This window comes from Pseudomonas sp. B21-012 (assembly GCF_024749305.1).
Lineage (GTDB): Bacteria > Pseudomonadota > Gammaproteobacteria > Pseudomonadales > Pseudomonadaceae > Aquipseudomonas.
Genome location: NZ_CP087197.1, coordinates 1164572 through 1185109 on the forward strand (window position 1 = coordinate 1164572; position 20538 = coordinate 1185109).

Genomic DNA, 20538 nt, shown 5'->3' on the forward strand with positions numbered 1-20538 from the left:
GTTCAGTCCAGTAAAGAGAGCGTGACCGGGGTCAGGTGGTTGTCTTCGACCCGCACCAGCAACTCGCCCTCGCCCAGGCGGGCGGTCAGGCGTTGGCCGTTGTGGGTCTGGGCGGCGTTGCGGATGGCCTGGCCGCGCTCGTCGAGCAAGATGCTGTAGCCACGGCCCAGGGTCGCCAGCGGGCTGACCACGTGCAGGGTCTGGACCTGCGCCTGCAGACGCTGGCGGCGGTCCTTGAGGGTCTCGCGCATGGCGCGCGGCAGGCGTTCGGCGAGGCTGTCCAGGCGCTGCTTGAGCAGGGTCAGGGTACGCCCGGGGTGTTGCGCGGCCAGGCGTGTGTCCAGGCGTGCGAGGCGCTCGCGGCGCTGATTCAGGCGCTGCTCGAAGGCGCGGCGCAGGCGCATGTCCAGGTCGTCGAGGCGCTGGGCCTGCTGGCGCAGGCGCTCGCCCGGGTGGCGCAGGCGCCGGGTCAGGCTGTCCAGGCGCAGGCGATCGTGCATCAGACGGCTCTGGATGCGTAGCAGCAGGCGGCGCTTGAGGCTGTCGATGCGCCGTTGCAGGTCGCTGCTGTCCGGGGCCAGCAGTTCGGCGGCGGCAGACGGCGTCGGGGCGCGCACGTCAGCGACGAAGTCACTGATCGAGACGTCGGTTTCATGGCCGACGGCGCTGACGATCGGCGTCTGGCAGGCGGCGATGGCGCGGGCCACGGCCTCTTCGTTGAAGCACCAGAGGTCTTCCAGCGAGCCGCCACCGCGGGCCAGGATCAGCGCGTCGAAGCCGCGGCTGTCGGCCAGTTGCAGGGCGCGGACGATCTGGTTGATGGCTTCGCGGCCTTGCACGGCAGTGGGGATCAGGGTCAGCTCGACCTGCGGCGCACGGCGGCCGAACACGCTGATGATGTCGCGGATCACCGCGCCGGTGGGCGAGCTGACGATGCCAATGCGCTGCGGGTGAGCGGGCAGGGCGCGTTTGTTTTCGGCACTGAACAGGCCTTCGGCGCCGAGCTTTTCCTTCAGCGCTTCGAAGGCCAGGCGCAGGGCGCCGTCACCGGCCGGCTCGACAGTATCGAGGATCAGTTGATAGTCGCCCCGGCCTTCGAACAGCGAGACCTTGCCGCGCACCTTGACCGCCAGACCATCGCGCAGGGCCTGGCGCACCCGCGCGGCGTTCTGGCGGAACAATGCACAGCGCACCTGGGCACCACTGTCCTTGAGGGTGAAGTAGACATGACCGGAGGCCGGGCGGGCGAGGTTGGAGATCTCGCCTTCGACCCAGACATTGCGGAACACGTCTTCCAGCAGCACCCGGGCGCGGCCGTTGAGTTGGCTGACGGTCAGGACTTCGCGGTCCAGGCCGAGTCTTTCGAAGGGGTCTTTGATCATGGGCTGCATCATAAAGGATTGTGGCGATCGCGGGGCAAGTCGAGGCGTCGCACCGCCGCTCCTACAGGTGCATACATTACCTGTGGAAGCTGGCTTGCCAGCGATTGGGGCCCTTAGCCTTGAATATGGCTCACAAACTGCTCAACCAAAGCCCCGGCATCGCGCCGATAGGCCAGCGCCACCGTACTGCGGCAACCCTCATCGGCCAGGGCAATGAAGCGCAGCGAAGCCGGGGCAATCTCCTGCATGCATTGCGGCAGCAAGGCCACGCCAAAGCCTGCCTGGATCAACTGCAACTGGGTGGTCTTGCGCGACACCACCCGCGCCGCTTGCGGGAAGAACCCAGCGGCCATGCACAACTCGGCCGACAGGTAACTCAGACCACCGCGCTGGCGGTGGGGGATGGAGATAAACCGCTCATCGCGCAACTGCGCCAGGGTAACGCTGCTTTCCCCAGCCAAGGGATGACTTTCAGCGACCGCCAGCAGCAAAGGCTCTGCGAACAATGGCTGAACGCATAACCCCTCATGCTGGCGCAGGACTGGCAGGCGCAGCAGGCCCACTTCCAGGCGACCTTCGGCCAGTTCCTCAAGCTGCGCCTCGGAGGATTGCTGGGCGATTTCCATGGACACCCCCGGGTTGTCATGCAGATAGCCACTGAGCCGCGCCAGCAACTGCCCGCTCAGCGGCACGGTGCTCGAGTGACTCAGGCGCAGGCTGCCGCGCACGCCCTGGCCGACCTCACGGGCCAGGCGCTGGGCCTTTTCCAGGTCCACCAGCAAGGTCCGCGCCCGCGGCAAAAAGGCCTGGCCCGCAGCGGTGAGGCGCGGCTGGCGGGCGGTGCGCTCGAACAGCAGGGTCTCGAGTTGCGACTCCAGCTCCTTCACTTGCCGGCTCAGCGCCGACTGGGCGATGAACAGCCGCTCGGCCGCAGCACTGAAGCTGCCGCTCTCGGCAATTTCCACGAAATAACGCAACTGGCGGGTGGAGATCATTGCAGCTATGCCGTTTCAATATGACTGACTAGGTAATTGCATATTAGTCGGCATGGCTAGTGGCTGGCTAAAGTTTCCACACCTCCACTGGTGAAGACCGTCATGCTTTCCACCCTGTTTGCCCAATTACCGTTTACCCCGCTCGACTGGTTGCCGATCCTGCTGGGTATTGGCGCCGCCTATGTCGTCTTCGGCATCGCCGGCTTCGGTACCGCGCTGGTGGCCGGCCCGGTGCTGATCAACTTCATGCCGCTGTCGCGGATCATTCCGTTGCTGGTGCTGCTGGATTTCGTCGCCGCCTTCGGCAACTGGTTGCCGGCGCGCAAAGCCGTGGCGCGCCCGGAACTGATGCGCCTGCTGCCATGCATGGCGCTGGGCTGCACCTTTGGCGTGGTGTTTCTGCTCAAGCTCAAGTCCGACGTGTTGCTGTTATTGATGGGGCTGTTTATCAGCGCCTATGCCCTCTACAGCCTGGCGGTGAAGGTCAGGCCGGCGCAGCTGTCGGCGGCCTGGTCGGTGCCGATGGGTACAGCGGGCGGCCTGTTCGGTGCCTTGTTCGGCAGCGGCGGCTTTCTCTATGCGCTCTACCTCAACGCCCGGTTGCCGTCCAAGGAGCAGGCGCGGGCGACCCAGAGCGCGCTGATCAGTTGCAGCACTGTGGTGCGCCTGAGCCTGTTCCTGATTGCTGGCGTGTATGCCGACCTGCCGCTGTTGCTGCTGGCCCTGTGCCTGGCGCCGATGATGCTGGGCGGTGTGTACCTGGGCCGGCGCCTGACCCTGAACATGTCGCGTGAGACCTTCGTGCGCCTGGTCACCTGGCTGGTGCTGGCCAGCGGCATTGCCCTGATCGGCCGCTACCTGAGTGAGGTAAACTGGCATCTTTGAACCTGTTTGGCCGCTGTGATGACAAACCAGAGCATTATTGTCCCGAAGATTTCCACCGTCCCCGTCCATGAGGCCCGCGCCCGGGCGATCCTGCGCTGGCTGGTGCGCGAGAAAGTCATCGAGGAGCAACTGAGCACCTGCGGTAGCACCGGTAGCCGTATGGCCTACGCCATCGCCGAGGGCGCACGCAAAGTCGTCGAGCGGCCCGAACTGCTGCCGTTCGGCCAGCCGGTCAACGGCCTCGAGGTGATCACCAAACGCTGCATCTATACCCCCACCGATGGCTTTCTCGAAGAAGCCGGCTGCGCCGAGTGCCGCAAGGAAGTCGGCGTGGCGCTGTTCGAGAGCCTGGAAGAATGGATGCCCGGGCGCACGGAAAACTTCGTTTGCCCGCTGTGCGGCCATGAAGACGACATCAACGGCTTTCTGTTCCTGCAGCCCTGTGCGTTTTCCAACCTCGGTTTCATCTTCAATAACTGGACTGCGGCGGGGTTCAGGCAGGGTTTTCTGGATAACTTCGCCGATTGGCTGGACCAGCCGGTGGCCGTGGTGCAGGTAAGCCGCGAAGGTAACTGACCGAAGGCCCATCTTTGCATTGAGCGAAGGGCACTGGATGAGTATAATGGCGCGCTTCCATTTTCCCGCCCGGGAGCCCCCGCGATGCTGCGTATCAGCCAAGAAGCCCTGACCTTCGACGACATTCTCCTAGTGCCTGGTTATTCAGAGGTGCTACCCAATGAAGTCAGTCTCAAGACCCGTTTGACCCGTGGCATCGAGCTGAATATTCCGTTGGTTTCCGCCGCCATGGATACCGTGACCGAAGCCCGCCTGGCCATTGCCATGGCCCAGGAAGGCGGCATCGGCATCATCCACAAGAACATGACCATCGAGCAGCAGGCTGCCGAAGTGCGCAAGGTCAAGAAGTTCGAGGCTGGCGTGGTCAAGGACCCGATCACCATCGAGGCTGACGCCACGGTCCGTGACCTGTTCGAACTGACCCGGCTGAACAACATCTCCGGCGTTCCGGTGCTGCACAATGGCGACCTGGTCGGCATCGTCACCTCCCGCGACGTACGCTTCGAAAACCGCCTGGACGCCACCGTCCGTGAAGTGATGACGCCTAAAGAGCGCCTGGTCACGGTCAAGGAAGGCGCCGACAAGAACGAAGCTCGCGAGCTGCTGCACAAGCACCGCATCGAGCGCGTACTGATCGTCGACGACAAATTTGCCCTCAAGGGCATGATGACCGTCAACGACATCGAAAAAGCCAAGGCCTACCCGCTGGCCAGCAAGGACGACCAGGGTCGCCTGCGCGTCGGTGCCGCGGTCGGTACCGGCAAAGACACCGGTGATCGCGTGTCGGCGCTGGTTGCCGCTGGCGTTGACGTGGTGGTGGTCGACACTGCTCACGGTCACTCCAAAGGCGTGATCGATCGCGTTCGCTGGGTAAAAGAGAATTTCCCGCAGGTTCAGGTCATCGGCGGCAACATCGCCACCGGCGCTGCTGCCAAGGCCCTGGCCGAAGCCGGCGCTGACGCCGTCAAGGTCGGTATCGGCCCGGGCTCGATCTGCACCACCCGTATCGTCGCCGGTGTCGGCGTGCCGCAGATCAGCGCCATCGCCAATGTTGCTGCGGCCCTCGAAGGCACTGGCATCCCGCTGATCGCCGATGGCGGTATCCGCTTCTCCGGTGACCTGTCCAAGGCCATCGTAGCCGGTGCCTCGGCAGTGATGATGGGTTCGATGTTCGCCGGTACCGAAGAGGCCCCGGGCGAGATCGAGCTGTTCCAGGGCCGTTCTTACAAGGCTTACCGCGGCATGGGCTCGCTGGGCGCCATGTCCCAGGCCCAGGGTTCTTCCGACCGTTACTTCCAGGACTCCTCGGCCGGTGCCGAGAAGCTGGTTCCGGAAGGTATCGAAGGCCGTGTGCCCTACAAGGGCACCCTGACCGCGATCATCCACCAGCTGATGGGCGGCCTGCGTTCCTCGATGGGTTACACCGGCAGCGCCAACATCGAAGAAATGCGCACCAAGCCCGAATTCGTGCGCATCACCGGTGCCGGCATGGCCGAGTCCCACGTGCATGACGTACAGATCACCAAAGAAGCGCCAAACTATCGGGTCGGCTAACGCCTCCAGCGGCAAGTGACAAGCTTCTAGCTCCAAGCGGTAGTTGCTCTGCAGCGGCTACCGCGTAATTCCCGAACAACTTGCGGCTTGCAGCGTGAAGCTTGCAGCTGCATCAGAGATTGAGTCATGGCCCTCGACATTCACGCTCACCGCATCCTGATCCTCGACTTCGGTTCCCAGTACACCCAGCTGATCGCCCGCCGCGTGCGCGAAATCGGCGTGTACTGCGAACTGCACCCGTTCGACATGGACGATGAAGCGATTCGCGAATTCGCCCCGCGCGGCATCATCCTCGCCGGCGGCCCCGAGTCCGTGCACGAAGCCAACAGCCCGCGCGCACCGCAAGCAGTCTGGGACCTGGGCGTACCGGTGTTCGGTATCTGCTACGGCATGCAGACCATGGCCGAACAGCTGGGCGGCAAGGTTGAAGGATCCGAGCTGCGTGAGTTCGGTTATGCCCGCGTCGACGTAGTCGGCAAGAGCCGCCTGCTCGACGGCATCGAAGACCACGTTGACGCCGATGGCGTGTTCGGTCTGGATGTGTGGATGAGCCACGGTGACAAGGTCACCCGCATCCCGGAAGAATTCCACATCCTGGCCAGCACCCCGAGCTGCCCGATCGCCGGCATGGCCGACGACACCCGTGGCTACTACGGCGTGCAGTTCCACCCGGAAGTGACCCATACCAAGCAGGGCGGTCGCATTCTCTCGCGCTTCATCCTCGACATCTGCGGTTGCGAAGCGCTGTGGACCCCGTCGCACATTGCTGAAGACGCCATTGCCCAGATCCGCGCCCAGGTCGGCAGCGACAACGTCCTGCTCGGCCTGTCCGGCGGCGTTGACTCCTCTGTGGTTGCAGCGCTGCTGCACAAGGCCATCGGCGACCAGCTGACCTGCGTATTCGTCGACAACGGCCTGCTGCGCCTGCACGAAGGCGAGCAAGTGATGGCCATGTTCGCCGAGAACATGGGCGTCAAGGTTATCCGCGCCAACGCCGAAGAGCAGTTCCTCGGCAATCTGGCCGGCGAAGCCGACCCCGAGAAGAAGCGCAAGATCATCGGCCGCACCTTCATCGACGTGTTCGATGCCGAGTCGAGCAAGCTGCACAACATCAAGTACCTGGCCCAGGGCACCATCTACCCGGACGTGATCGAGTCGGCTGGCGCCAAGAGCGGCAAGGCCCACGTGATCAAGTCGCACCACAACGTCGGTGGCCTGCCGGAAGAGATGAACCTCAAGCTGGTCGAGCCGCTGCGCGAGCTGTTCAAGGACGAGGTTCGTCGCCTTGGCCTGGAGCTGGGCCTGCCGTACGACATGGTCTACCGTCACCCGTTCCCGGGTCCGGGCCTGGGCGTGCGCATCCTCGGTGAAGTGAAGAAGGAATACGCCGACCTGCTGCGTCGCGCCGACCACATCTTCATTGAAGAACTGCGCAAGGCCGACTGGTACCACAAGGTCAGCCAGGCCTTCGTGGTGTTCCAGCCGGTGAAATCGGTGGGCGTGGTTGGTGACGGCCGTCGTTATGCCTGGGTCGTGGCCCTGCGTGCGGTCGAGACCATCGACTTCATGACCGCGCGTTGGGCGCACCTGCCTTACGAGCTGCTGGAAACCGTCAGCGGCCGGATCATCAACGAGATCGAAGGCATCTCCCGCGTCACCTACGACGTGTCGAGCAAGCCGCCAGCGACCATCGAGTGGGAATGATCCCGCTGCGTGAACCGCTGTAGCGCTTGAAGCAAACGCCCCGACTTGTCGGGGCGTTTGTTTTTTCAGGCCTCGGTCAGCCCCATGAGTTTGAGCGCCTCGGCCAGTTCGCGCAGGTCGTTGAAGCGCCGCTTGTGGACGCGCGGCCAGGAGGGGCGGTCGATTGAGACATGGTCCTCGGTAACGCGAATGGCAGTGCGCACGATCGAACGGTCGTTGCTGCGATGAAACAGTAGGGCCTGGTCACCCTGCTGCTCAATCAAGAACATACCGGTCCGCGGCAGGCGAGCTTCGTGGGTAGCCACTACATCAGCAGGCCAGGAGCCCGTAGTTACCATTCGCAAGACCAGGTCGTTCTTGACGAAGCGTGGTGGCTCGCTTTTGGAAAGCTCGCCAAACCTGCCTTCATCGACAAACAGGCCGACGGTGGTCCCTGCCTCAGCATCGGCTACCCGCAGGCCAATTGCCTGGTTCAACTCGCTGAGCCCTGGCACCTGCTCGAAGGTGTTGGCGTGGGACTCTCCTACCAGCGCAATCCAGCGCCCCGGGCTTTGCTGTTCTACAGCACTGATGATTGAAGTGGCATAGCGATTCATCATTTCGACGCGCAGGGTTCCCTCCAGGTCCACCAGGCCCGTCTGACGGTAGCTGGCCATGCAGTCGATGGCCTGGATGCGTAAGTGGTTGCGCTGGGCGGCCTTGACCAGGTTGAGGAAAGTGAACTGGCCTGACGGGTCGGTTCCGAACCCGCTATCGAGGCTTTTCAAGTACTTGTTCAAGCCCGGGGGCATCTTCCCGGTGCGCATGAAAATGTCCAGGTCGGCCTGATGGAAGTCGGTCAGCAGATGTTCCATGTACAGCGTGCGGACTTTCTGCTTGGCTAGCACCTCCATGTTCTCGATCAGGAACTTCTTGCTGGCAATCGAGCTGTGACGCTCGCCAATCACCAAACCTTCGGCGCGCTGAAACACCTCCTGGAAAATCGATTTGGGCGTGGCGCTGGCCGCCAGCGTGGGAATCTCTACTCGGGGCTGCACCTGCACTGTACGAAAATACGAGCGGCTTTCCTCCGCTAATTGCGTGCGTATCCGGGTGAATGATTCGGCGGCAGCGTTGAGTTCGGGATCGTTCATGACGATATAGCCTTTGAGTAACTGATCGCCCGGGTTGTTGGCGGGGCTCTCCAGCTTCGCGCGTAACTCGACCGGTACTTCATAGGGCGATAGGGGCAGTACGACGGGTGTTTGCGCTGCCGCGCTGGACCCCCAGGGATGTTTGCTCCAGAACTTGCCACCCCCTTGCAGGCCGGGCTTGGGCAGCAGTTCCCACTGGCCTTTGGCGTTGAGCCTCACGGGCTGGCTGCGGTAGAACGCGTACGGGTTCTGTTCATCGATGATCACCCAGGTTTTCATTTCGCCAACGTAGCGCACCGCATAAGGATCCCCGTTGAGGGTGATGTAGGTCTGGCCATCGAGCAGATAGGTGCCGCGCAGGTTGCCTTCCAGTTGTGGGCGTTGCCCATCGACAATCACGTTGGCAATCGGCCGCTCCAGGGGCAGATCGATTATCTCTGGCAGGGGACGGGCTTCACTGGCGAAGGGCGGTCGAGGTGTGCGTATGCCGCTGGCGCTGCGTTCGGCTTCAAGTGGATCAACTACTTCAGCGACTTCGGCGGCTGCGCCGACGCCAAATACCAGGGTGGCGTCTAAGGCGGCACTGACAGCGCTGACGATGGCGCCAGTGACACCGGCCTTGCGTTCTGCGGTGGTGTCGCCGTTCACCGCCTGGTCGATGTTCAGTCCCAGGCTGGCCAGGTCCGCACCGACCACCGCCAATGCCACGGGCCAACACACTGCACCGATGACACCAAAGGTGTTGGTAAAGGCATTGAGATACCCGATCCACATCTGTTTGCGCAGTTCGCTGTTCGAGCGCAGCGCCGTGTCGGCGTCGGCATACATGCGTTCGCGGGCCTGGTCGCGCAGGTAGCTGAACAGATCTCCGGCGATTGGCCGGTCGAGCTGATTGATCAACGAATGGTCAGCATGGCCGTAACTGGTTACCAGTAGCTCGATAAGGCTGTTCAGGCCGACGCCCGAGCCCCGTGGCGGGTGGACCGACAACGGGAAGTGCGATTCGAAGCGCGCCCGGCTGGCCAGGTCGGTACAGGCCTGTTGCAGCACCCAGATGTGCAGGTCGTTGTTGGTTTCGAAGCTGTGCAGGGCGGTTGTTTCTCCGGGCATATAGACAAACTGATGACCTTCAGGGGAGACAATGCGCACGATGTCGCTGGCCAGGTAGCCGCCTATGTCGAAGGTCCGAACACTCCAGCCTTGCGCCGCCTGCACCTGATCTGCCAGTTGCTTGCGGGTGATCGGGGCACGCAAGTCGCCTGCCACTGCTTTGAAGATAGCCTGGCAGTGCTGCGGGTACAGCACGCCGCTTTGATAGTCCTCATACGCCTTGGCGAGGAAGTTGACCTTGGCCATCAGGCGAAAATCATCGGCATGGGCTTGCCAGAAGGCATCGAGCCGGTTGTTGAACAGCGTGCTGAAGTCGATCAGCCAGAACTCATTGAGCACATCCTGGCCCAGCATGCGAATTTCATTGGTTTCGTTGAAAACCGGGCTGTGTGGCCCGGCTCGGTAAAAGCCACCGTCCTGTTGCAGTAGATCGCTGTTGTCCTGGTCGTGGCTGTTGAAACGGCGCATGACCAACTGTGGCAAGGTCATCGACTCAAGCGGTGGGCCGTAATGCTCCCAGCCGGTGAAGCTTCGTGTACTGCTTACCGCGCCAGCGAAGCGGTGCCAGTAAATGGTGTCTGGCTCTGGAGTCTGTCCGGTGTGCTTGAGCAGCAAGTTGCGGGCAACTTCACGGGCCATTTCCCACATGTCGGGGCATTGAGTCACCAGGGTCGAGGCGATGGTGTCGAGCGCTTGCTTCTGGCCTTGGCTGGAGGCCAGCGAATCGGAATGGACATTTAATTGATAGGGCATGTGCATCTCCTTGCAGGTGAATGCCCATTGAGAAAGCCTGCGTCATACCTGCTGCCATAGGTATTTGTTGTTACAACGAAATGGGTTTTTCTGACGTTACACCGAGCCGTTTCCCTGTCTAGCTGATGGCCGCCGGGAATACTTATGTAGTACCGCTGGCATCGACGCACGACCCAGGCTGAGGGTTTCTTGTGCAACGGAACTCATGTCATGGAACATTCGCAACCTGATGATCAGTCCACCCTGCAACTGGCGGCGGTTCGTGCGTCGCTGCGCCGGCTTGCCGAAACGGTGGTCAATGCCTTCCCGGACCTGCATGCCAGCGCCGGCGACGCAGCGGCGCAGCTGCTGGCCACACAAGCCAACCTGCACGCTGATCCGGACAGGATCTACTGGAACCGTTTCTCTCACGCTGCCAGCAACAGCCGCAGCTTTACAGGCTGGGAGCACTATGGAACACCTGATCAGTCCTTGACCTTGACCGAACTGGTCATGCGCCGCTTTCGCGTCAGTGACCAGGACAATGCCGACCTGCTGCTGTTGTACGGCGGTTTCTACACCGAGGGGGCAGAGGCGAGGCGCTTCGATGAAAGCAATGAAGTGCGGCTGGACCCGCAAAAGGTACTCAACGCCTTGTGGGAGATGGACTTTGGCGCCAGGTTCCAGCGCCAGCGAACGGCGTTCTGGGTCGAGCACGGTGCTGATGTGCGCGCGCTCAGCAAGCTCACTTACCTCGCGCAGGCACTGCAGGCTGGCCTCGGTGGGCAACTGAACGAGCAGCAGTTGCAACTGGTGTTCGACGCTGTCGGCTTTGACAGCAGCGTTGCTGCCCATCTGCAGCATTTTGAACAAGTACAGCAACCTGCTGCCGGCATTCAGCTTGCGACCTTGAGCCTGGCCGGGCAGGCGTCGTCGGCGCTGGTGTGGTTGCAGGGGCCGGGGGCGCAGCATGTGCTCTATATGCCCGGTGCGGTGCCGTCGTTCCAGGCTTTCAGTAGCCAGCAGGAGCTGGCCGAATGGCTGTTTGGCTGGCTGCAGGTGGCCGTCAGCCGCGAGCAATTGTTGGCTTATTTCGTCAGGGATGCGCAGCAGGTGCAGAGGTTGCGTGAGCAACTCGCCTCTTGGGCGCAAGGCTCGGTCGAGGCTTTTGCCGCTCAGGTGCAGCGTGCGCCGATCAACGGCGAGGTCTTCACCTGGATGCGCGACAACGCCCGGCAGCACATGGAACTTGAAACCGATGCGGCCCTGCGTACCAATGCCGAACTGCGTGCGCAATTGTGGGTGGGTTACCTGGGCGTGGCCTCGCGCCTGCTGGGCGCCGTAGCGCCGGCGGGTTGGCCGTTGGCATTGCTGGCGGTGGCAACGGGCACTGCCAGTCTTGCCTTGAACGTCGAGCAGGCGGTCGACGGCGACAATCCCGAGGAGCGGCGGGCGGGTGTGCTTGGGGCGATTCTTGCCGGTGTCGAGGTATTGCTCAACCTGCCATTCCTGCTGCCGCTGGGACGTGGTGCGGCGCAAGCGCTGGGCCAGCTTGAAAGCAACCAGATCATTGACGTACCCGAGGCTTTCAGCGGCATCAAACAAGGTGTCAGTACCCTGGCGGATGGTGCCCAGTACATCGAGCTTGAGGGCGTGCCCTATCGGGTTCGATATGACCAGGCCTTGGGCACCTGGCTGATTGTTCCGGAAGACAACCCATTCGCCTTCAATGGCGTAATACCCGTGCGGCTGGACGAGCAGGGGCGGTGGGCTGTGCTAGACGCCGCCTGCCTGCGCGGGGGCGGCCAGTGCCTGGGCGGGCTGACCCCCGAAGTGCCGGCTGCGCCCATGGATTATTCGTACTTCGAGGCCGAACCTGGCAGCTATGAAGTCCCGGAACCGTCCCGGCCCGCTGTGCGGGAGCTCATCAGTGCAAACAATCGGCGGGCGATCGGCGGTGATTACTACGACCCCGCGTCGCCACTGATGGAGGTGCGTGACAGCCTGCAGCAGATCCGGCAGCAATTGCGCACGGATGCCGAGCGGTTTTTCACCCGGCTGACCCTGCCCAGCTTCAAGATTCACCCGCCAGCCGCCTCTATCACCCCGCAGCGGGCATTCATCGAGCTATTCGACGAGCATGCCGGCGTGGTCATTGGCGAATCCCACGCTTCGATCGCCAGCAAACGCTGGCTGCTGGAAAACCTCACGCCCCTGTATGCCAAGGGCGTGCGCACGCTTTATCTTGAGCACCTGATGACCGACCTGCACCAGGCGGACCTCGACCTGTTCCATCGCAGCGGGCGCATGACTACGCAATTGCGGCGCTACCTGGACCGTCTGGATCTTGGCCATCGCACCGACAGCGCCGGCCGCTATAACTTCCTGGAACTGGTGCGCAAAGCCCGGGCCAACCGAATCAGGGTACAGGCCTTGGACTGCGTCGCCAGTTATCACCTGGAAGGCCTCGACCTGGAGCAGCCGGGCAATCCGCTGCGCCAGAAAGTCATGAACTACTATGCCAACCGGGTTATTGGCGCCACCCAAGGCGAGGCTGACGCCGGCAAATGGATCGCGCTGGTCGGTAACACCCATAGCAACCTGTACAAACGTGTGCCAGGCCTGGCCGAGCTGCGAGGGGTGCCGGGCTTGCGCCTGGTCGATGCCGGGCCGGGGCAGGCCAGCGGCATTACCCTGGATGCGGGAGAGTACTATCTGCCGAGCATGGGCAGGCCCGACGGTATCGTCCAGGGCGATCTACGCCTGGCACTGCAGACCCAGGATCAGCCCGTTGCCTTTCGCGACGCCATCACTGCGCCGCCAGGGGTTATAAGGCCGGGAACCTAGGCCCTGCGGCAACTCTTCACTTAATATTTCTCAATTGCAGGTGTATCGTATTCGCCCTTCATCGCCGGTACCTTGGCACTTTGCCGCCAGGTGCCGGCATGTTGTTCCTGCGATGTGAGGTACCTGCTGCATGTCCTTTACCCGGCGACAAATTCTCGGTGGCCTGAGCGGCCTGGTGGCGATTGGCCTTGGCGCCGGTGGCGCATCGCGGTACTGGCTAGGAAGGACCGATCCGGATGCCGGGCATGACTACGAGCTGATCGCCGCGCCGCTGGATGTCGAGCTGGTCTCCGGCTTCAAGACCGAGGCCTGGGCCTTCGGCCCGTCGGCGCCGGGCACCGAGTTGCGGGTGCGCCAGGGCGAATGGCTGCGGGTGCGTTTCATCAACCACCTGCCAGTGGCCACCACCATCCACTGGCACGGCATCCGCCTGCCGCTGGAAATGGACGGCGTGCCTTACGTCTCGCAGCTGCCGGTGTTGCCGGGCGAGTACTTTGATTACAAGTTCCGCGTACCGGATGCCGGCAGCTATTGGTACCACCCGCACGTCAACAGCTCCGAAGAACTCGGCCGCGGCCTGGTCGGCCCGCTGATCGTCGAGGAGCGCGAGCCCACCGGCTTCAAGCACGAACGCACCCTGAGCCTGAAGAACTGGCACGTCGACGAGCAGGGCGCTTACCTGCCCTTCAGCATCCCCCGTGAAGCTGCCCGTGGCGGCACCGCCGGCCGGTTGATTACCATCAACGGCCAGGCCAACGCCGTGGTCGAGATGCCTGCCGGGCAGATCGTGCGGGTGCGTCTGCTCAACCTCGACAACACCCTGACGTATCGCATCAACCTCAAAGGCGCCTTTGAGGCGCGGGTCTACGCCCTGGACGGCAACCCCATCGCTCCGCGCCCGCTGGGCAAGGACTACTGGCTGGGCCCGGGCATGCGTATCTGCCTGGCGATCAAGATGCCGCCAGCCGGTGAAGAACTGTCATTGCGCGATGGCCCGGTGCGTCTGGGCACCCTGCGTTCGGTGGCCAGCAGCGAAGCCCCGGGCGACTGGCCGCCAGGGTTGCCGGCCAACCCGATCGCCGAGCCGGACCTGGCCAACGCCGAAAAGCTCAACTTCAATTTCGAGTGGGTCGGCTCGGTTTCGGTGAACACCGACAACGGCAAGCCGCCGAGCCTCTGGCAGATCAACGGCAAGGCCTGGGACATCACCGACAAGACCTGCGCCGACCGGCCGATTGCTACGTTGCAAAAGGGCAAGAGCTACATCTTCGAGCTGAAGAACATGACCCAGTACCAGCACCCGATCCACCTGCATGGCATGAGTTTCAAGGTGATCGGCTCGAACAAGCGCAAGATCGAGCCGTATTTCACCGACACTTACCTGCTGGGCAAGAACGAGCGCGCGCGGGTGGCGCTGGTGGCGGATAACCCGGGTACCTGGATGTTCCACTGCCACGTGATCGATCATATGGAAACCGGCCTGATGGCCGCGATCGAGGTGGCCTGATGCGTCAGCCGCAGATCATCGATCGCAGCCGCGACCAGCAATTCATGCGCCTGGCGCTGGAGCTGGCGGCGCAAGGCGCGGCCATGGGCGAAGTGCCGGTGGGCGCGGTGCTGGTCCAGCACGGCCAGGTGATCGGCCGGGGCTTCAACTGCCCGATCAGCGGCAGCGACCCCAGTGCCCATGCCGAGATGGTCGCCATCCGCGCCGCCGCCCAGGCCGCGAGCAACTACCGGCTGCCCGGCAGCACCCTGTACGTGACCCTGGAGCCGTGCAGCATGTGCGCCGGGCTGATCGTGCACTCGCGGATCAACCGGGTGGTGTACGGCGCGCTGGAGCCCAAGGCGGGTGTGGTGCAGAGCCAGGGGCAGTTCTTTACCCAGGGCTTTCTCAACCACCGGGTGCTATTTGAGGGTGGGGTGCTGGCAGAGGAGTGCGGAGCGATTCTGTCCGAGTTCTTCAAGGCGCGACGGGCCAAGGCCTGAGGTGGCCTTGCCCCGCGAAACAGTTCAGAGTGGCGGGGTCTGCTCGGTCGGCTTGGTCTTGTTCACGCCGGGCACGTGCAGGTTGCTCTCGGCCACCTGGCTGCCTTCAAGCTGCGGCTGGGTCACCCAGGTGAGGATGTCGTAGTAGCGGCGGATGTTGGCGACGAAGTGCACCGGCTCGCCACCGCGGGCATAGCCGTAGCGGGTCTTGCTGTACCACTGCTTCTGCGACAGGCGCGGCAGCATCTTCTTCACGTCCAGCCACTTGTTGGGGTTCAGGCCTTCGCGCTTGGCCAGCTTGCGCGCATCGTCCAGGTGGCCGCTGCCGACGTTGTAGGCGGCCAGGGCGAACCAGGTGCGGTCCGGCTCCTCGATACTGTCATCGAGCTCGGATTTGACGTACATGAAGTACTTGGCGCCGCCGCGGATGCTCTGCACCGGGTCCAGGCGGTTGGACACGCCCATGGCCTGGGCGGTGCGCTGGGTCAGCATCATCAGGCCGCGCACACCGGTCTTGGAGGTGACCTCGGCCTGCCACATCGACTCCTGGTAGCCGATTGCGGCCAGCAGGCGCCAGTCGACCTGTTCCTTCTTGGCCGAGGCCTGGAAGGCCTTCTCGTAGCGCGGCAGGCGCTGCTGCAGGTGCTGGGCAAAGGTATAAGCGCCTACATAACCCAGTACATCGACGTGGCCGTAGTAGCGATCTTTCAGACGCTGCAAGGTGCCATTCTTCTGCACCTTGTCGAGAAATTCGTTGATCTCGTTGAGCAGGCTGTTGTCTTCGCCGGCTGCCACCGCCCAGCGCTGGTCACGGGCATCGCCGAGGTCGAAAGCCACCCGCACCTTGGGGAAGTAGACCTGGTTCATTGCCAGTTCATTGGAGTCGACCAGGGTCAGGTCGATCTGCCCCTCATCGACCATGCGCAGCAGGTCGACCACCTCAACTGCGTCAGATTCTTCGTATTCGAGCGCCGGATACTGCTTTTTCAGCTCGGCCATCTGCTCGGCGTGGGTGCTGCCCTTGAGCACCATGATCTTCTTGCCGACCAGGTCCTTGGCGTCGGTGGGCCGTGGGCGGCCGTTGCGGTAGATGATCTGCGGGGTGACTTCCAGATACGGGTGTGAAAAGCGCACCTGCGACTTGCGCTGTTCGCTGCTGACCAGGCCCGCTGCCGCCAGCACCGGGCCGGACGGCTGGCCGAGCTGGTTGAACAGGTCGTCGAGGTTGTCGGCGGTCTCGATCTTCAGTTCCACGCCCAGATCGTCGGCGAAACGCTTGACCAGCTCGTACTCGAAGCCGGTTTCGCCGTTGCGGTCCTGGAAGTAGGTGGCCGGGCTGTTGCGGGTAATTACGCGCAGCACGCCGTCTTCCTTGACGCGCTCGAGGGTGCTGGGTTTTTCAACACAGGCACCGAGCATCAGGAAGAGTCCGGTTGCGATGAGCCATCTGGCGCACCGCTGGCGCAAAGCGGTTTGGGCGAACATAGGTTGCAGTATACGCAAAGGACCGGCCGCGCCATATCTCGACAACGGTTTGCTTGTCTGCTAGCGATCTTTGCGTTAAAGGCAAAATGCAGGGCAAAACCGGTGGTTTTTTTTGACCCCCGAGTCCGCTTTGCCGGGCCGACATGCGCAGGTGCTGCAATGCTGTGTTTCGGGTGCCGGAAGCGCCGGAATTAGGCTAGAATGCACGGCCTCTAAGCACACCCCCTTCCTGAGGCTGTCCCGACGATGTTGATCCTGCGCGGCGCTCCTGCCCTTTCTGCCTTTCGCCACGGTAAGTTAATCGAGCAACTGAGCCAGAAAGTCCCCGCTGTTAGTGGTTTGTATGCTGAATTCACGCATTTCGCCGAGGTTGACGGCGATCTGAGTGCCGACCAACAGCAAGTGCTCGCGCGCCTGCTCAAGTACGGCCCGAGCGTACCGGTCCAGGAGCCAAGCGGGCGCCTGTTCCTGGTGGTTCCGCGTTTCGGCACCATCTCGCCCTGGTCGAGCAAGGCCAGCGACATCGCTCACAACTGCGGCCTGGAAAACATCCAGCGCCTGGAACGGGGCATTGCCTACTACGTCAGCGGTGAGCTGAGCGACGCCGACGCCGCCATCGTTGCCGACATCCTCCACGACCGCATGACCCAGCTGGTGCTGGCCAAGCTTGAAGAGGCCGCCAGCCTGTTCAGCCACGCCCAGCCCAAGCCGCTGACCGCTGTCGACATTCTCGGCGGTGGCCGCGCTGCCCTCGAGAAAGCCAACGTCGAGCTGGGCCTGGCCCTGGCCGAAGACGAGATCGATTACCTGGTCACCAGCTTCCAGGGCCTCAAGCGCAACCCGCACGACATCGAACTGATGATGTTCGCCCAGGCCAACTCCGAGCACTGCCGCCACAAGATCTTCAACGCCAGTTGGGACATCGATGGCCAGAGCCAGGAAAAAAGCCTGTTCGGCATGATCAAGAACACCTACCAGATGCACAACGAAGGCGTGCTGTCGGCTTACAAGGACAACGCCTCGGTGATCGTCGGTTCCGTCGCCGGGCGTTTCTTCCCGAACCCTGAGACCCGCCAGTACGGCGCGGTGCAGGAGCCGGTGCACATCCTGATGAAGGTCGAGACCCACAACCACCCGACCGCCATCTCGCCGTTCTCCGGCGCCTCCACCGGTTCCGGCGGCGAAATCCGTGACGAAGGCGCTACCGGCCGCGGTGCCAAGCCCAAGGCCGGCCTGACCGGTTTCACCGTTTCCAACCTGCGCATCCCGGGCTTCGAACAGCCATGGGAGCAGGCCTACGGCAAGCCGGACCGCATCGTCACCGCCCTCGACATCATGGTCGAAGGCCCGCTGGGTGGCGCCGCGTTCAACAACGAATTCGGCCGTCCGGCGCTGACTGGCTACTTCCGCACCTTCGAGCAGTCGATCAACACCCCGCACGGTGAAGAAGTACGCGGTTACCACAAGCCGATCATGCTGGCCGGTGGCCTGGGCAACATCCGCGAAGACCACGTGCAAAAGGGCGAGATCACCGTCGGCGCCAAGCTGATCGTGCTCGGTGGCCCGGCCATGCTCATCGGCCTGGGTGGCGGCGCGGCTTCGTCGGTCGATACCGGCGCCAGCTCCGCTGACCTCGATTTCGCCTCGGTGCAGCGCGAGAACCCGGAAATGGAACGCCGCTGCCAGGAGGTCATCGACCGTTGCTGGCAGCTGGGTGACAACAACCCGATCGCCTTCATCCACGACGTCGGCGCCGGCGGTATTTCCAACGCCTTCCCGGAACTGGTCAACGACGGTGGCCGCGGTGGCCGCTTCGAATTGCGCAACGTGCCCAACGACGAGCCGGGCATGGCCCCGCACGAGATCTGGAGCAACGAATCCCAGGAACGCTACGTGCTGGCGGTCAGCGCTGGCGACTTCGAGCGCTTCCAGGCCATCTGCGAGCGCGAGCGTTGCCCGTTCGCGGTGGTCGGCGAGGCCACTGCCGAGCCGCACCTGACCGTGACCGACAGCCACTTCGGCAACACCCCGGTCGACATGCCGCTCGACGTGCTGCTGGGCAAGCCGCCGCGCATGCACCGTTCGGTGACCCGCGAAGCGGAGCTGGGCGATGATTTCGACCCCAGCACCCTGGAACTGAACGACTCGGTCGAGCGCGTCCTGCGCCACCCGGCCGTGGCCAGCAAGAGCTTCCTGATCACCATCGGCGACCGCACCATCACCGGCCTGGTTGCCCGCGACCAGATGGTCGGCCCTTGGCAGGTACCGGTGGCCGACTGCGCCGTCACCGCCACCAGCTTCGACGTCTACAGCGGTGAAGCCATGGCCATGGGCGAGCGTACCCCGCTGGCCCTGCTCGACGCCCCGGCGTCCGGGCGCATGGCCATTGGCGAGACCCTGACCAACCTGGCTGCTGCGCACATCGGCAAGCTGTCCGACATCAAGCTGTCGGCCAACTGGATGTCGGCTGCCGGCCACCCGGGTGAAGATGCCCGCCTGTACGACACCGTCAAGGCTGTCGGCATGGAGCTGTGCCCGGAGCTGGGCCTGACCATTCCGGTGGGCAAGGACTCGATGTCGATGAAGACCAAGTGGAGCGAAGAGGGCGTTGACAAGAGCGTCACCTCGCCGATGTCGCTGATCGTCAGCGGCTTCGCCCCGGTGCTCGACGTACGCAAGACCCTGACCCCGCAACTGCGTATGGACAAGGGCGAGACCGACCTGATCCTGATCGACCTGGGCCGCGGCAAGAACCGCATGGGCGCCTCGATCCTGGCCCAGACTCACGGCAAGCTGGCCGCCGTAGCGCCGGACGTCGACGACGCCGAAGACCTCAAGGCCTTCTTCGCCGTGATCCAGGGCCTGAACGCCGACGGCCACCTGCTGGCCTACCACGACCGTTCCGACGGTGGCCTGCTGACTACCGTGCTGGAAATGGCCTTCGCCGGCCACTGCGGCCTGGACCTGGAACTGGACACCCTGACCAGCAAGCGCGAAAAAGTCGCCGCCATCCTCTTCAACGAAGAGCTGGGCGCGGTGATTCAGGTGCGTCAGGACGCTACTCCGGACGTGCTGGCCCAGTTCAGCGCAGCCGGCCTGGGTGAAGACTGCGTCGCGGTGATCGGCCAGCCGATCAACAACGGCGAAGTGCTGATCAAGCTGGCCGGTGAAGAACTGTTCAAGGGCGACCGCCGCCTGCTGCAGCGCCAGTGGGCCGAGACCAGCTACCAGATCCAGCGTCTGCGCGACAACGCCGACTGCGCCGACCAAGAGTTCGACGTGCTGCTGGAAGAAGACAACCCCGGCCTGAGCGTCAAGCTCGGCTTCGACGTCAACCAGGACATCGCCGCGCCGTACATCAAGAAGGGCGTGCGTCCGCAAGTGGCAGTGCTGCGCGAGCAGGGCGTCAACGGCCAGGTCGAAATGGCCGCAGCCTTCGACCGCGCCGGCTTCAACGCCATCGACGTGCACATGAGCGATATCCTTGCCGGTCGCGTCGACCTCAACGACTTCAAGGGCCTGGTAGCCTGTGGCGGTTTCTCCTACGGTGACGTGCTCGGCGCCGGTGAAGGCTGGGCCAAGTCGGCGCTGTTCAACGCCCGTGCCCGTGATGCCTTCCAGGGCTTCTTCGAGCGCAGCGACAGCTTCACCCTGGGCGTGTGCAACGGTTGCCAGATGATGTCCAACCTGCACGAGCTGATTCCGGGCAGCGAGTTCTGGCCGCACTTCGTGCGTAACCGCTCCGAGCAGTTCGAAGCCCGTGTGGCCATGGTCGAAGTGCAGAAGTCGAACTCGATCTTCCTCCAGGGCATGGCCGGTTCGCGCATGCCGATTGCCATCGCCCACGGTGAAGGCCATGCCGAGTTCGCCAGCGAAGAAGCCCTGCTCGAAGCTGACCTGTCCGGTTGCGTGGCCCTGCGCTTCGTCGACAACCACGGCAAGGTCACCGAAAGCTACCCGGCCAACCCGAACGGCTCGCCGCGCGGGATTACCGGCCTGACCAGCCGCGACGGTCGCGTCACCATCATGATGCCGCACCCTGAGCGGGTCTTCCGTGCCGTGCAGAACTCCTGGCGTCCGGATGACTGGAACGAAGACGCGGCGTGGATGCGCATGTTCCGCAACGCCCGGGCGTGGGTGAACTAA

General features: G+C 63.4%; 12 protein-coding genes. 8 read left to right on the top strand and 4 right to left on the bottom strand.

Features of this window, described 5'->3' with window-relative positions:
* Positions 1–2: 2 nt before the first annotated feature.
* The gene (xseA, locus tag LOY37_RS05300; RefSeq protein ID WP_258716415.1) at positions 3–1382 is read right to left on the bottom strand and encodes an exodeoxyribonuclease VII large subunit; all 1380 of its coding nucleotides are present in this window, start codon (positions 1380–1382) and stop codon (positions 3–5) included.
* A gap of 113 nt (positions 1383–1495) precedes the next feature.
* Positions 1496–2377, bottom strand: coding sequence for a LysR family transcriptional regulator (locus tag LOY37_RS05305; protein ID WP_258716416.1), 882 nt, complete (start codon positions 2375–2377; stop codon positions 1496–1498).
* Positions 2378–2491: 114 nt separating this feature from the next.
* Here LOY37_RS05305 and LOY37_RS05310 point away from each other — a divergent pair, with 114 nt between their 5' ends.
* The 4 genes from LOY37_RS05310 to guaA all read left to right on the top strand — a co-directional run bounded on the left by LOY37_RS05310 (position 2492) and on the right by guaA (position 7096).
* Positions 2492–3262 (top strand): sulfite exporter TauE/SafE family protein, encoded by a 771-nt coding sequence (locus LOY37_RS05310; RefSeq protein ID WP_045196607.1) that lies wholly within the window; start codon positions 2492–2494, stop codon positions 3260–3262.
* 18 nt (positions 3263–3280) lie between these two features.
* Positions 3281–3838, top strand: a complete 558-nt coding sequence (locus tag LOY37_RS05315; protein WP_258716417.1) for a sugar ABC transporter ATPase — start codon at positions 3281–3283, stop codon at positions 3836–3838.
* A gap of 84 nt (positions 3839–3922) precedes the next feature.
* Positions 3923–5392 carry an IMP dehydrogenase gene (guaB, locus tag LOY37_RS05320; protein ID WP_045196472.1) on the top strand — a complete coding sequence of 490 codons (1470 nt, stop codon included), beginning with the start codon at positions 3923–3925 and terminating at the stop codon, positions 5390–5392.
* Between the two features lie 126 nt (positions 5393–5518).
* Positions 5519–7096, top strand: a complete 1578-nt coding sequence (guaA, locus tag LOY37_RS05325) for a glutamine-hydrolyzing GMP synthase (protein ID WP_045196475.1) — start codon at positions 5519–5521, stop codon at positions 7094–7096.
* Positions 7097–7161: 65 nt separating this feature from the next.
* On the opposite strand, the gene LOY37_RS05330 is transcribed toward guaA, so the two are convergent.
* Positions 7162–10092, bottom strand: a complete 2931-nt coding sequence (locus tag LOY37_RS05330) for a membrane-targeted effector domain-containing toxin (RefSeq protein WP_258716418.1) — start codon at positions 10090–10092, stop codon at positions 7162–7164.
* A gap of 210 nt (positions 10093–10302) precedes the next feature.
* On the opposite strand from LOY37_RS05330, the gene LOY37_RS05335 reads away from it, so the two are divergent.
* From LOY37_RS05335 to tadA, 3 genes are all read left to right on the top strand, one after another.
* Positions 10303–12918 carry a membrane-targeted effector domain-containing toxin gene (locus tag LOY37_RS05335; RefSeq protein WP_258716419.1) on the top strand — a complete coding sequence of 872 codons (2616 nt, stop codon included), beginning with the start codon at positions 10303–10305 and terminating at the stop codon, positions 12916–12918.
* Between the two features lie 130 nt (positions 12919–13048).
* Positions 13049–14425 (top strand): multicopper oxidase family protein, encoded by a 1377-nt coding sequence (locus tag LOY37_RS05340; RefSeq protein ID WP_258716420.1) that lies wholly within the window; start codon positions 13049–13051, stop codon positions 14423–14425.
* On the top strand, positions 14425–14907 hold the full coding sequence (tadA, locus tag LOY37_RS05345) for a tRNA adenosine(34) deaminase TadA (RefSeq protein WP_093386979.1): 483 nt from the start codon (positions 14425–14427) through the stop codon (positions 14905–14907). Before LOY37_RS05340 ends, tadA begins: the two co-directional genes overlap by 1 nt.
* Before the next feature lie 24 nt (positions 14908–14931).
* Here tadA and mltF read toward each other — a convergent pair whose 3' ends face one another.
* Positions 14932–16392 carry a membrane-bound lytic murein transglycosylase MltF gene (gene mltF / locus LOY37_RS05350; RefSeq protein ID WP_045196482.1) on the bottom strand — a complete coding sequence of 487 codons (1461 nt, stop codon included), beginning with the start codon at positions 16390–16392 and terminating at the stop codon, positions 14932–14934.
* Between the two features lie 246 nt (positions 16393–16638).
* Here mltF and purL point away from each other — a divergent pair, with 246 nt between their 5' ends.
* On the top strand, positions 16639–20538 hold the full coding sequence (purL, locus tag LOY37_RS05355) for a phosphoribosylformylglycinamidine synthase (protein WP_093386975.1): 3900 nt from the start codon (positions 16639–16641) through the stop codon (positions 20536–20538).